Origin of the sequence: Fundicoccus ignavus, from assembly GCF_009659375.1 — a bacterium.
Taxonomy (GTDB): Bacteria; Bacillota; Bacilli; order Lactobacillales; family Aerococcaceae; genus Fundicoccus; species Fundicoccus ignavus.
In genome coordinates this window covers 1-14,175 of sequence record NZ_WJQT01000019.1, presented here as the reverse complement: position 1 = coordinate 14,175, position 14,175 = coordinate 1, and the positions used below count along the sequence as shown (strand labels likewise).

The 14,175-nt window shown below is 35.9% G+C and carries 13 protein-coding genes; 5 read left to right on the top strand and 8 right to left on the bottom strand.

What is annotated here, in order from left to right; all coding sequences use genetic code 11:
* The first annotated feature begins 5 nt into the window (after nt 1-5).
* From GF867_RS10810 to GF867_RS10795, 4 genes are all read left to right on the top strand, one after another.
* On the top strand, nt 6-758 hold the full coding sequence (locus GF867_RS10810) for a metal ABC transporter ATP-binding protein (RefSeq protein WP_153833124.1): 753 nt from the start codon (nt 6-8) through the stop codon (nt 756-758).
* Nucleotides 759-1,646 carry a metal ABC transporter permease gene (locus GF867_RS10805; RefSeq protein ID WP_153833123.1) on the top strand — a complete coding sequence of 296 codons (888 nt, stop codon included), beginning with the start codon at nt 759-761 and terminating at the stop codon, nt 1,644-1,646.
* Nucleotides 1,643-2,494, top strand: coding sequence for a metal ABC transporter permease (locus GF867_RS10800; protein WP_153833122.1), 852 nt, complete (start codon nt 1,643-1,645; stop codon nt 2,492-2,494). The genes GF867_RS10805 and GF867_RS10800 overlap by 4 nt, the downstream gene beginning before the upstream one ends.
* Before the next feature lie 429 nt (nt 2,495-2,923).
* Nucleotides 2,924-3,403, top strand: coding sequence for a DUF2798 domain-containing protein (locus tag GF867_RS10795; protein WP_253940808.1), 480 nt, complete (start codon nt 2,924-2,926; stop codon nt 3,401-3,403).
* Nucleotides 3,404-3,447: 44 nt separating this feature from the next.
* On the opposite strand, the gene GF867_RS10790 is transcribed toward GF867_RS10795, so the two are convergent.
* Together GF867_RS10790 and GF867_RS10785 are read right to left on the bottom strand one after the other, a co-directional pair.
* Complete coding sequence (locus GF867_RS10790; protein WP_153833120.1) at nt 3,448-3,765, bottom strand: MazG nucleotide pyrophosphohydrolase domain-containing protein; 318 nt, start codon at nt 3,763-3,765, stop codon at nt 3,448-3,450.
* Nucleotides 3,766-3,990, bottom strand: a complete 225-nt coding sequence (locus GF867_RS10785; RefSeq protein WP_153833119.1) for a YdbC family protein — start codon at nt 3,988-3,990, stop codon at nt 3,766-3,768.
* 226 nt (nt 3,991-4,216) lie between these two features.
* Between GF867_RS10785 and GF867_RS10780 the strand changes: the two genes are divergently transcribed.
* Complete coding sequence (locus tag GF867_RS10780) at nt 4,217-4,369, top strand: hypothetical protein (protein WP_153833118.1); 153 nt, start codon at nt 4,217-4,219, stop codon at nt 4,367-4,369.
* A 51-nt stretch (nt 4,370-4,420) separates the two neighbouring features.
* Here the strand turns inward: GF867_RS10780 and ftsY are convergent, their stop codons facing one another.
* The 6 genes from ftsY to GF867_RS10750 all read right to left on the bottom strand — a co-directional run bounded on the left by ftsY (nt 4,421) and on the right by GF867_RS10750 (nt 13,155).
* Nucleotides 4,421-5,443, bottom strand: a complete 1,023-nt coding sequence (ftsY, locus tag GF867_RS10775; protein ID WP_153833117.1) for a signal recognition particle-docking protein FtsY — start codon at nt 5,441-5,443, stop codon at nt 4,421-4,423.
* Nucleotides 5,444-5,464: 21 nt separating this feature from the next.
* The gene (locus GF867_RS10770) at nt 5,465-6,274 is read right to left on the bottom strand and encodes a Cof-type HAD-IIB family hydrolase (protein WP_153833116.1); all 810 of its coding nucleotides are present in this window, start codon (nt 6,272-6,274) and stop codon (nt 5,465-5,467) included.
* Between the two features lie 96 nt (nt 6,275-6,370).
* A complete protein-coding gene (smc, locus tag GF867_RS10765) occupies nt 6,371-9,913 on the bottom strand; it encodes a chromosome segregation protein SMC (RefSeq protein WP_153833115.1) in 3,543 nt (1,180 codons plus the stop codon).
* Complete coding sequence (rnc, locus tag GF867_RS10760) at nt 9,904-10,617, bottom strand: ribonuclease III (protein WP_153833114.1); 714 nt, start codon at nt 10,615-10,617, stop codon at nt 9,904-9,906. The genes smc and rnc overlap by 10 nt, the downstream gene beginning before the upstream one ends.
* A 244-nt stretch (nt 10,618-10,861) precedes the next feature.
* Nucleotides 10,862-11,140 carry a hypothetical protein gene (locus GF867_RS10755; protein ID WP_153833113.1) on the bottom strand — a complete coding sequence of 93 codons (279 nt, stop codon included), beginning with the start codon at nt 11,138-11,140 and terminating at the stop codon, nt 10,862-10,864.
* 236 nt (nt 11,141-11,376) lie between these two features.
* Nucleotides 11,377-13,155 carry an oligopeptide ABC transporter substrate-binding protein gene (locus GF867_RS10750; protein WP_153833112.1) on the bottom strand — a complete coding sequence of 593 codons (1,779 nt, stop codon included), beginning with the start codon at nt 13,153-13,155 and terminating at the stop codon, nt 11,377-11,379.
* Between the last annotated feature and the right edge of the window lie 1,020 nt (nt 13,156-14,175).

The window sequence follows — 14,175 nt, the reverse complement described above, 5'->3', positions numbered from 1 at the left end:
TTTAAATGAAAAATGTTATTTCAATTAACGAATTGAATGTAGTCTATCAGCAAACTAATGCTTTAGAAAACATTTCGTTCAATTTACCTACGAATGCTAGAGCTGCTATTGTTGGCCCTAACGGAGCGGGTAAATCTACTTTACTTAAAGCAACCTTAAACTTAGTCAACTCAAGCAAACAAAGTATTCAACTGTTTGAACAGCCGTTAAATAAAGTCCGTCATCGAATCGCTTACGTTCCACAAACATCAGAAGTTAATTGGAACTTTCCAACAACTGTATATGATGTCGTTTTAATGGGAATTAGTGCTAAAAGATGGGGTTTCCAAGCCATTAAACCCGAACAAAAAATGCTTGCAGAAGCTGCTCTAGAAAAAATGCAATTAAATGAACTTCGTGAGCGACCGATTAATCAATTATCAGGTGGCCAAAAGCAACGTGTCTTTATTGCTCGAGCGATTGCCCAGAATGCTGATTTATATTTACTCGATGAACCTTTAGCTGGTGTTGACATCAAAAGTGAACAACTTATTATGGATCAACTACTTGAATTTCAAGCTCAAGGTAAGACAAGTATGACGGTCCATCACGACTTAAATACTGTGCCCGAATATTTCGATTCGGTTATCCTTTTAAACCGTCAGTTAATTGCAGCTGGTCCCTTAGATGAAGTCTTTACAAAAGAAAATATAGAAACAACCTATCATGGTGTCACCAGTCTAACCCACACGAGTTCGGATAGTAAGGAAGTGATTTAATTGCTTAGTCAATTTAGTTTTGATTACTTCTTTTGGATTGTGGCCCTAGGTACAATGGTACTCGGCTTCACATCAGGACTAATTGGTACAAGTTTAGTCTTAGAAAAACAAAGCCAATTAGGTGACGCAATCGGCCATGCCGTATATCCAGGTGTTATTATCACTTTTATGTTATTTCAAACACGCAATACAGCTATTTTGTTAGTAGGAGCAGTTGTGTTTGGACTCATTGCCTTCAGTATTATCCAATTGATTCGCCGTTATACTGATTTCCCTTATGAGAGCATCCTTGCCTTAGTATTATCTGCCTTCTTTAGTTTAGGTTTATTACTCTATAATGTTGTGCAAAGAAATCCACAGTTTCAAACCGTAAATTTCGCTGGCTTAAATAATTACATTATGGGGCAAGCAGCTTTCCTAATGTGGTCAGATGTCCGTCTAATCATTATCGTTTCAGTTATCGTCGTAGCGGTCTTTATGTTGTTATATCCGAAAATTAAATTGTATTTATTTGATTCAATCTTTGCGCAAACGATCGGAATTAACAGCCAATGGATCAGTCATTTATTATTATTAATGTGTTTACTAGTGATAGCCGTTGGTTTACAAGCTGTCGGCGCTAAATTAATTAGTAGCATGCTTGTTGCCCCTGCTATTGCTGCCCAACAATGGACACAATCGTATGGTAAGATGCTTGGCTTAGCTGGAGTTTTTGGGATGGTTGCTGCCTTTATTGGAACACTATTAAGTACTGCTATTTCAAATATTGCAACCGGTCCTATGATCGTCGTCGTTTTAACAGCGATTGCCCTGTTATCCTTGGTCTTTGGAACTAAAGGGATATTAGCTGACAAACTATATACATCACACAAGGAGGTAAGCAGATGATTCAAATACTTTGGGTTCTCTTAGTCGTTGCTAGTTCCTGTGGTCTGATGGGAAGTTTATTACTTCAACGAGAAAGTTTAATGGTTGCGGACGCAATTTCGCATACAATTTTACTTGGAATTGTCATTGCTTACTACTTTGTCGGAGATTTATCTTCTCCATGGTTAATTGTCGGCGCTACTTTATTTGGTGTGATCACGGTTGTTTCAATCGAAGTACTTGTCAAAACAGGTCGTATTGCCAATGATGCAGCGATTGGCTTAGTCTTTCCATTTTTCTTTGCGATTGCTGTATTAATTATTTCGAAATATTATACAAATGTTCACCTCGATATCGACATGGTGTTATTGGGGCAAGTTGAACTCTCTCCTTTAAAACGTACGGAATTATGGGGGACTCCCTTACCTACAGCATTTATTCAAGGTTCACTTGTATTGATGCTTAACTTAGGTTTTATTCTCATTACCTATCGTTCACTTAAAATAACTTTATTCGACCGCATATTCGCAGAGACCATCGGCATACGCGTTAACATACTCGATCTAATTCTAATGACACTCGTTTCTTTAACTGCGGTTACCTCTTTTGAAAGTATTGGTGCCATTTTAGTCATCGCTTTAATGGCTGCACCGGCTATGACTGCTCGATTGCTCGTACGAACCTTCCCGCAATTACTCATCGTTTCGGTATTAGTTGCGATGCTTAATAGTACGCTAGGTTACTATATTGGTTTGTATCTTGATACCTCTATCTCGTCGATGGTCGCTGTCATTTCTTTCATCAGCTTTATGCTAGTCTTTACATTTACAACAATCCGCAAACTTAAAATCAAACAAGTTAATGCGTAATTGAACGATTAAATACTTATCAATCACTGACAGTCTAGTTTGATCTAGGTCGTCAGTGATTTTTTTCAGTATAAGAAATCATAAGTTTTATGCTTCGCTCAGTTTTTTATCAAAATATCCCCTTAAAACTTCAACACATAAATTAAGACGCGAGATTATCCGAGGCTAAAAAAATTTTTTTCTTGTATTAATTCATAAATTATAAATATTAGATATTTCCCAATCAAAATAGCACAATACATTAGACCAAATTAGATTAATGAAATGAAATCGTAATCATTAAAAAATACAAAAAAATCTTTATAAATTTATTTTTTGATATGATACAATTTGATTTCAAATAAATATTGCGTACAATTAATCAGCAAACCACTTACTTTGAAGGGGTTTGCTTTTTTTGTCGAAATAGAGGAAAAAATGGAGTTTTACATGCGTTTACCTAGAAATAAGAAAGAATTTTTCTTATTCTTAGGCATTGTTTCAGTACTATCTGTATTAATCATTGCACCACTTATTACAATGTTTGAAATTGGTTCTTCAGTTAACAATTGGTTGATGAGTTTAAAAGGAGTGCCGTTTATTTGGATTGCAGTTGTTATTCTAGTCCTATTAGTTCACGGTCCAGCAGATAAACTATCAGCAAAAATTGTCGATGAAGCAGACAGCTTTAATGCTAAGATTATTGTTAATACCTTATGTAACGTTTTACTCATGTCCATTTTCATGACAGTGATTGGCTCTTGGCTTGGTCAACGCCAAATCAGTATGACACCTATTTATGAGTTTTTCCACAAATGGCCACGTAACTTTGCGATTGCTTTTGCTGTGGAAGCTTTAATCGCTCAACCAATTGCCCGTCAAGTTCTGTTCACTTTACATACCAAACAAGACTCTAAACAAGTAGCCTAAACACACAATCCCCAAGCGAATTTGCCTGGGGATTTTCTTTATTTTTACTCTTCTAAAAATTGACTTAAATTGACACGATGTTGATACTTTTCGGAAGCTTTTTGATCTTTTTCTAAAATTGTCTGCGTTAAGTCAATATCATTTACCGCTGCAATCGCAACTGCATAATGTAACACATCAGCTAATTCATAAGCTAAGGATGTTTCAGATGACACTGCTTTACGGCCTTCTATTTCATTCAAAGCTTCCGCCACCTCACCGATTTCTTCAACTAGTTTCATAAATAAACCCGATGATGACACGCTGTCTTGATATTTGTCTGCTAAATAATTTTGAAATTGAGCTAATGAAAATTCTGTCATTTAATCTAGCTCCATTCGATTCAAAGCATCACGTAAACCTTTTAATTCTTCTTGAGTAAAAGTTAACCCTTTACCCATTTTAGAATAATCTGGACTCCAATCACGTATATCATATTTCGGCTCACGCTCATTCCAACTTACTGACGTCAATTCTTTCGACCACCCTTTAGCATTTGTGGATAGTTGTGCGAGATGTTCTAAGATTTCAAATTTAAATTCTGACATTCATACCGCCTCCATTCTTTATTACTGTAGCGAATTTTTCTCAATAAAACAAGCACTTCCCCTTTACAAAAAGAACATATGTTCGTATAATGATTTTAGAAATAATTCTTTTGGAGGATTCGCCATCATGCAATATATACGTTCAAAACAATACCCTATACTGCCCAAATTTACTATGTCATACGATACCATTTGCGAGTTGCTATTTCGAGCCACTAGTCAGAATTTGAAAATCAGTATCCAACTTGAAGCGGTTGATCGTGATGGATATTACCAACCAGACATTATGGGTTACATTTATGCTTGGGACAATTTAGGTATCTATATCAATCAAGAAAAAGTTCACTTTGATGAAATAAGACATGTAGAATTTATATAAAATAAGCCATTTGATCAGGACATTCTGACCAAATGGCTTACTTTAGACTCACTAATTTTTTTCAATAGCACCTTTTACTAAATTATACATATATTGTTCAGAGTCAAATACTTGTAAATCAGTAGCTTGTTCCCCTAGACCAATATACTTAACTGGAATATCCAAATCATAGCGGATTGACAGAACCACGCCACCTTTGGCAGTTCCATCCAACTTAGTTAAGACTAAACCAGAAATATCGGTTGCTTCATTGAATTGTTTAGCTTGTATTAGCGCATTTTGTCCAGTTGTAGCGTCTAAAACGAGCAAGACCTCTTGGACACCATTGGGGTTCTCACGTTCAATAATTCGCTTAATTTTCGCCAATTCGTCCATTAAATTAATTTTTGTTTGTAAACGCCCTGCAGTATCGACTAATAAGTAATCAAATTGTTCCTCATTCGCACGCTTCACCGCATCAAATACTACCGAAGCAGGATCCCCTTGATCTTGGCCAGTCACCACAGGAATATCTAAACGTTGACCCCAAACATTCAATTGTTCGACTGCTCCCGCTCGGAATGTATCGGCCGCAGCCATTAATACTTTATGACCAGCAGCTTTTAATTGGTAACCAATTTTACCAACTGAAGTTGTTTTACCAACACCGTTCACACCTACAAACAAAATTACGGTTGGTCCATCAGGATTTTCCTTTAGCGCAACTAAATTATCGCCACCCTCACGTTCATACAATTGAACCATTTTTTCTAGCATAACACGTTTTACGTCTTCTGGTTTGTGTACGTTTTGCGATTCGATTTCATCACGAATTGCATCCGTCAATGCGAGCGTCATATTGAAACCAACATCTGCCCCAATTAATGTTTCTTCAAGGTCTTCATAGAAATCCTCATCAACTTCTCTGAATCCTGTAAATAAATTACTTAATAAATCTGTAAAATTTGTTCGTGTTTTCTCTAAGCCTTTATCATAGCTATCAAAAACGACGGCAGAACTTTCTTGTTCGATTTCTTCTTTAACGACCTTATCTTCACCGGTAAAGGCACGTTTTATTCGATCAAATAATCCCATTTAATTCACTCCTTGTTTATCTTATTTGATGTAATGTCTAATAGCTTGCGCCACACCGCTCGAGTTATTATCTTCCGTAATATAGTCAGCAGCTGCTTTAACTGAATCCACAGCATTGCCCATTGCAACACCTATTCCAGCTAATTGAATCATTGTTAAGTCGTTTTCTTGATCACCAATTGTTAGCATTTCTTCAGGATGAATATTAATGGCTTCACCCAATTTTCTTAATGTGTTCCCTTTGTTAACGCCTTTTGCCACAATCTCATATAGAAATTTACGTGACTTAAAAGTTGAATAGTTATCTTTAAAGGAATCCTCAATTAAAGCTAATTGACGATCTAAATGTTCTTCCTCGATACAAACTACCATCTTATTAATGACATGGTCTTCAGGCAAATGATAAAAATTGACTTTTTTCGCTTCTAAATTGCTGATTCGTTCTGAATAAAATGAAGCAAATCCTTCTGGATATTCTTCAGGCTCCAGAATGTATTGAGCATCAATCGCATCTAAAGGTAAATCTAGTCTTGACAACATTTCATACCAAGCAACCACATCTGATTTTGATAGCACATTTTCGACGACTACTTCCCCTGTTGCGGCACGACGTACTTGGGCCCCATTAAACGTAATGATAAAATCATCAGGTGAATTCAAGCCAATCTCTTTAACTAAATTTTTCATCGCTAAATATGGACGTCCCGTACATAAAACAACTTTTATACCCTTACTATGCGCATAATGTAAAGCTGCTTTATTCTCTTCGGTAATTATTTTATCGTCGGTTAGTAATGTATCATCTAAATCTATTGCAATTAATTTAATCATTAAAGTATCCCCTTCAATTTCAGCTTATGTCTTTTATATCATAACATGGAATCCTAATTCTTTGGCTACTGACCGACTAGCCTTAAAACGTTTATACTAGTCACTCAATTTCACTGAAGCTAACTTAGAAATTCCTGATCGCTCCATCGTTACACCATACAGAACATCTGCATGTTCCATTGTACCTTTTCGGTGAGTAATCACAATAAACTGTGTATTTTCTGTAAAGTCTTGTAGGTACTCACCATAACGATAAACGTTCGCATCATCCAGTGCTGCTTCAACCTCATCTAATATACAGAACGGAACAGGTTTAACTTCCAGAATAGCAAATAACAAAGCGATTGCTGTTAATGCTCTTTCACCACCGGATAATAAGGCTAAGTTTTGTTTTTTCTTGCCTGGCGGTTGAGCAATTATATCTACACCTGTCATTAATAAATCATTTGGGTCGGTTAATTGCAAGGAAGCATGCCCACCAGCAAAAAGTTTTCGGAAAGTCGTCTGGAATTGTTGATTAATCACGTTGAAAGTTTCTCCAAATCGCTTAATCACTTCACTATCCATTTCATCCATTGTTTCTTTAAGTTGAGACATTGCCTTCAACAAATCATCTTGTTGTTCAATTAAATGTTCATAACGTTCATTTAATACCTCATAGCCTTCAATAGCTGCAAGGTTTATTGGACCCAAACGCTCAATCTCACGTTTTAATTGTTTAACTTCTTGATTAACTTTTGTAGCAGTATCAATTGGCTCGGCAATTTTGGTCGCTGCTTCGTAAGATAATTGGTATTCTTCACTTAAATACTCTAACTGATTATCAATGAATGCTTCGAATTTTTCAATTTGTGCTTCAAATTTCGCCTGTTGTTGATACGATTGTTGTGCTGTTTGAATAATGTCTCTTTCTTTCTGCTCGTTTGCACGCGAACTTTCAATCAAGATTTGACGTCGCTCACGCATTTGCGCCAAGGTTTCTTTTTCGGTTGTTAATTGTTTAGCTAAGGTTTCAATATCAGAGACTGTTTGTTCCAAAGTCGCTGTCAATTGACCCAGATCATTAACGTCTAAATTGTGACTTGCTTCGTAACTTTCGATAAACAACGTTACTTCATTTAGTGTTTTCTTCGTGTTCACAACCTGTTGATTAATTTGTGTAGCTTGCGTTTCTTTAACCGCTAGTTCAGTCTTTAAGTCATTATATTGCTCATCTAATTCTTGAAGTTGTTTCTGACGATCTTCTTGGCTTAAGCTTAACTGGGCCAGCGCTTGATTCGTATCCTCAATCGCTTGACTGGCAGTAATAAGATTGGCTCTAGCCGTCGCAAGTTTTTCTTCCGCTTCTTTTAGTGAGACAACTGCTTGTTGTAAATCATCGTTTAAGATAATTTGTTGATTCTTTTCTTGTTTAATTGTTTGAGCTAATTGTTGAACCTGCGCTTGTTCTTGCTGCAATTGCATATCAGACTGAGTCAAGATTTCGCGTTGTTGTTCAATTTGTTGATGTAATTGTTGCTCTTTACTTTGATTTTGCTGCCAAGCAGCTTCAATATTAGCTAAAATTTCGCGAGCTTGAGCTAATTGGCTTTCAGCTTGTTTTAATTCATTCTGTCGAGCTAACATAGAATTTTGTTGTTTCTTTGCTTGTCCACCTGTGATAGAACCACCCGGCATCAAGACATCGCCATCAAGCGTGACAATCTTCACAGCGTGATTCACTTTTCGTGCTAGCTGTTGCGCATTTGAGATACTATCCATAATGATGGTCGTTCCAAGCAAATTCGCAAGTATTGCATAATTTTCTTCTGCGTACTTTATTAATTCATTTGCCACACCAACAAAACCAATATGATTCTCAGCTTGATTTAAATGTTGGAAATTAAGATAACGCGGTTTAATGTTCGTTTTTGGTAAGAATGTTGCGCGCCCTGCATGTTGTTGTTTCAAAAACTGAATCGCTGCCTTGGCAGCTTGATCATTCGTAACAACAATATGCTGTAAACTTCCACCCAAAGCTGTATCGATCGCTAACTGTAAATTAGTTGGCACTTCAATTAAATCCGCTACCGTCCCTTCGATTCCACCAATCCGTTGTGCCTGTTTCATGACAGTACGAACCCCGGCAAAATACCCAGCATAATCTTCTTGCATATGCTTTAAGTTCGCAACTTTAGAATCAATTTTCTGAGTATCACGTTCATGTTGGAATAAAGTTTGTTTCAGCTTTTCACGTTCTTGTTGAAGCAATTGATTTTCTTCTAACATTTGATTAAATTGCTTACGAAGGTCTTGCTGATTATGTTGCTTTTCTAAAAAGGCCTTCTGTTGAGTTTTAAAATCAGCCTCATCTTTTTTTAAATTCTGAGACAATTCAGCAACCTGAAGTTCCCAATGTTTAGTTCTCTCGGTTTGTTGCTCAATCGTGCTACTATATTGCGTAATTTGGTTACGTGCAGTTGTTTCTTTCTGATAGAAATCAATTAACTGCTCACGTAATTGCTCCACTTGTTGCTGATCATTCCCAACCAAAATGGCTCTTTGTTGTTCCAAATGTTTAATCACTTGTTTAATTTCAGTTAATTTATCAAGTAAAACTCTTTGTTCACTTTCAGACGCTGTCAATTCAGCTTTCAGTTGAGTTTGACGAGCCACTTGTTGCTCAAAAGCCTCATGTTTATCGTTTAGAGAGGACTGATTGTACTGAATTTGTTGTTCAGTTACTTGTTGTTTTGCTTTTAATCTTTCCAATTGCTGACTGTTTTCTTGAAATAATTCCGATCTATCATCAATCTGAAGATTAAGTTGATCCAATTCAATCGTTTCTTTTTTAATGGCTGCAGTTAAAGTTTTCTGTTCGGCATCTAAAACTTGAATTTCTTGATTCAAGTTTTTTAAGTCGATTTCAGCTTGTTGCCATTGTTGGCGGTATTGTTCGATTTGATAGCTATATAAGGAAATTTCTAGCTGTTTTAAGCGCGCATGCTTTTCCTGATAAATCAGAGCTGCTTCTCTTTGTTTAGCCAGTGGCTGCAATTGACCATCCAACTCATGAATGATATCCTTCACACGACTCAAATGATCTGTCGAGCGAACCAGCTTTCTTTCAGCTTCCACTTTTCGATACTGGTATTTCTGTACGCCGGCAGCTTCTTCAAAAATTGTTCGACGCTCTTCTGGTTTGCTTAAGAAAATTTGTTCAACCTTACCTTGCGATATAATTGAAAAGCTATTCTTTCCTAGACCTGAGTCTAACAATAAATCTACAATATCTTTTAAACGAACAGCTTCCTTATTGATAAAATATTGGCTATCACCATTTCGATTATAACTTCGCGTAATGCTAATTTCGCTGAAATCATAATCCAAATATCGATCTTCATTATTCAAGACCAATGTTACTTTAGCTAAGTTAACTGGTTTTCTTTCTTGTGTTCCGTTAAAAATTACATCTTCCATACGGCTTCCACGCAAACTTTTTGCAGACTGCTCCCCTAAAACCCAACGAATCGCTTCCGAAAGATTACTTTTTCCACTACCATTGGGGCCTACAACAGCCGTTAAACCTTTATCAAATTCGATAACTGTTTTGTCCGCAAAGGATTTAAAACCAGTCATTTCAATTCTTTCTAAGTGCATTTAATATTACCTTTCTCATCGACCAATGCATATGCTTGTTCAGCCGCTTGCATCTCTGCTTGTTTTTTACTTTTACCTGAACCTTTTGACACCAATTGGTCATTTAAATATAAGCCCATTGTGAACACTTGATTATGAGCAGGCCCTGATTGTTCAATTAATTCATAACGAATTTGAACCGCGCCTTTTTGTTGTGCTCTTTCTTGGAAGAGTGTTTTATAATCTAAATTAATTTTAGTCAAAATAGTACGATGTGGTTTCAATAATGATTCATCCAACCATGCTCTGGCAACATCCATCCCTTGATCTAAATAAACAGCTCCTAAGAAGGCTTCAAAACAGTCTGCAAGAATAGAATCACGTTCATTTCCACCACTCGCTAATTCACCTTTTCCTAAACGAATTTGACGATTGAATTGATACTTACGAGCTAAGAAGGCTAAACTTTCTTCTCTTACTAATTGTGCGCGCATTCGCGTTAATTGCCCCTCGGGTTTATCAGGATATTCATGAAACAGAAAATCACTGACAATGACTTCTAGCACTGCATCACCTAAAAACTCAAGTCGTTCATTATGCTCTAACTTTTTCGCTGCTCTTTCATTAACAAAAGACGTATGTTGAAAGGCCGTCTCTAGCAAACGAGCGTTCTTAAACTGAATTCCTGTTCTCTTCTTAATTACCTCAGTTAATGGTATTTTCATACTTTCCCTCTTTACTTTTGAATAGTTTATTTATGCAAATAAATAAACCGCTAACTTGCATATAGCACTTATTAGTATACCAAAAAAAGCGCCATTAAGTAGCATTTTTAAGCCAATTTAAATCAATTACCGAAATAAAAAGCCTCTTCAACACAAGCTTAACTGTGTTGAAGAGGAAAATTCCGAATAACTTTCTAGTCAGTACCTAGAAAGCCCGATTCATATTATAACTTTTACTATATTCCTATTCCCAAGTAATTTCACACGGGATATTTGCGATCATAAAGAATCCACGCACTTGATTGATAATCCCATCTTTTAGGATGTTTAGTTGCTCTTCATCAATTTCATTCTCTATGTCGATTCTTAGTGAATGCACATCCTCAGAACTCTCTTCATTCGGAGTAATTAAAATTGGGCTCCCTGTAATCACAGCATTTTTCAGTGCGATAATATTTATCAGTGCTGAGTCAAAAAGTTGGTTTTCACGAACTTCTTTAGAAACGTTAATATTTAAAATCATCTTTACCTCCATTAAGCCTTTAATTAAACACAATAATCAAAAGTAATAGTAGAATATAGATGATTATATGTTTATAACTATAATATACCCTTCGAAGCTTTTTTGCAATTAAATTGACTTAAAAATAAACCATTAACCAACTTTCAATATAATTTATTTAATTATTCAAAATAATATTAGCTTTCAGATAGTAAAAGAGCCTCTCAAGGAGGCTCTACTAAAGTTAAATTATAGAATTATTCTGCGATTGGTGAATCAGCAGTTAATGAAATTTGTGTCCAGTCTAAGTCTGAACCGATTTCAGAATCGTATTGAGATACACGTTTGTTCACAGCTACTAATTCATAACGGAATAAAGTAGGAACTACAGGTAACTCTTCGTGTACATAAGCTTGCCATTCATTAAATGCATTCACACGGAATTCTTCTTCGAATGAGTCATCTGAGTTAATGGCTTCTAATAAAGCATCGTTCTCGTCAGATGCAAAGCGAGGATAGTTAAATGCTGAAGTACGGCTGTATAAATTAGTTGGGTTTGGATCTCCACCAGTACCCCATGCACCTTGATAGATATCAATTGCAGGATCATCCGCTTCAACACGGTCATAGAATGAGTTAAATTCCATTAATTGTCCATCAACTAATTCTACAGAGACGCCAATTTCACCCCACATTTGGATGTAGTATTGTGCTAATGGCTCAGCAACTTCTCCACCTGACATAGAAGCGAAACCTAAAGTGAATGGTTCACCGTTTAAGTCTTCTACAAAGCCGTCGCCATCATTATCAACGAAGCCAGCTTCAGCTAAAATTTCTTTAGCTTTCTCTGGGTTATATGTATAGGCTTCTTGATCGAAGTTGTGATAGGCTTCAAAGTTAGGTGTAATTAATGAGTTAGCGTTTTGACGTAAACCAGAATAGAATTCTGCACCAACTGCATCGTTATCAATCGCATATGCCATTGCTTGACGTAATGCTTTGCTTGACGTTACTTTAGTCTCATCTGGTACAACTTCTCCAGCTTCAGCATCCCATGAACCTTGCTTGAATCCGATGTATGTATAAGCATTAGAGATTTGACCAATTACTGAGAAGTTAGTCGCATCTTTATAAGTATCGTATTGGTCAGCAGGTAATGACGCTAAGTCATAGTTACCCGCTTTTAATTCAGCAACAATTGAAGTTGCATTTACTACTTCAAGCACTAAATTGTCAATGTTTGGTTGACCTTTGTAGTAATATTCATTCGCTTCATAAGTTACAGCTTCACCCGGTGTAATTGATGTTACACGGAATGGTCCAAATCCAACAGGATTTGTACGAACTGCTTCGTGGTCTTCTAATTCAGCAACTGGAACTTCACCTAAGATATGTTCTGGTTCAATATAGCTACCCACACCACCACCAGCTTGTAACATAGAGTTATTAAAGTTAATATAAGTTACTCTCAATGTATAGTCATCAATACGCTCTAAACCAGAAATTTCTTCTGCTTCTCCTGCATGATATTCATTCATTCCAACTACGTTTTGATAGTCTTCTCCATAACGTACACCTGTATAGTCTGGGTGACCTATTACATAGTAAGGGAAAATTACATCATCAATCGTTAATGGCTCGCCATCATCCCAAGAAGTACCTTCTGGAATTGAGATTGTTACTTGTTTGTTATCCACATCAAATTCGACATCTGCAAACCCAGAGTTATCAATCGCAAAACTTGAATCATAACCGTATAAACCATCGTTAAAGAAACCGATGATGCTCGCATCTGGATTACCTGTATAAAGCATATTGTTTAATACGCCTGCAAATGGATCTCCAACTAATGCGTAACGTAATGTTCCGCCTTCAATCGCTTCACCTTCGTGAGTTACAGCTGTTTCAAAGTTTAAAACTCCATCTTCAGACTCTTCTTGTGCAGATACTAAAGTTGCAGTTGGTGCAACTAATACAGAACCTAAAGTAAAGGCTGTTGCTGCTAGTGAAAAATGTTTTCTTAATGCTTTTTTCATAAAATCCCTCCAAAATAATTAGACGTTCTGGCTTTTTTGCCATTACATAAATATATCATAACGTTTACAAAAGAATTTATCAAGAGTTTTATTAAAAAAAAATCATTTTTATGATAATTAAATGAGTGATGTTCTTATTTTATGCCATCATATTTCAAAGTTATTTGTTAACAATTTGAACTAAATGCTAATAATGGTAAGCTTTTAATCATATAAAACACACTACATTCTTTGTGATTTTTCACCATAAAGATTTCTTTAGAGAATTTTAAATACAAAGAATACGACCTTAAAATTAAATTTACTTGCAACTAGTTAATATTTTCTCATACTTTATTGCGATTATTATGAAATAAACTAGCACACATCAGCCTAAATCTGAGTTTATTATTTCTTATTTTGAGTGTCACCCTTACAGGTGCTTTTACTTTTAAAATTTAAATTCAACTCGCGAATTTAAATGTTGACATGCAATTACCAGCTATGTAATAAAATTCGACCAAATTCTTCGACAATTCTATTAGAACACCTAGCGCAGCGAAATCGCGACATGCTAATAATCTCATTGAAGTATAAAACCTTGGACGTTTCCGAAGCCATTAAGTTCCATTTAGCAGTTTTGACTAGATAATACCAAATTACTTTTATTGAAAGACTAAGCGTAGCCCAGCGACTTGTTTTCAAAGCTCGGTAAATCAACTAAAAACTTATACTATGAAAAAAACAGAGAAGCTACAACTTTTAAGCTGTAGCTTCTCTGTTTTTTGAGTTTAAAATTATGGCTGTAAAATTTTGAGTGTTGGTGACCTAAAAAGTCAAAGTGAGTCATCACTTTGGCTTTTTTTCATGGAGTCTTATAGTCGAATAATCATTAGATATTAAGCTGCGGTTACTTCATCTGAAAAGTATAAGGGGCGAATCGGTTTGTTAGATCTAGCGAGTAACTTTTGACTTAGAAAGACACGCGCACGTAAATGTTCAAAGTTTCGATAACCAAAACCACTTCGCTTGATTGTTTTA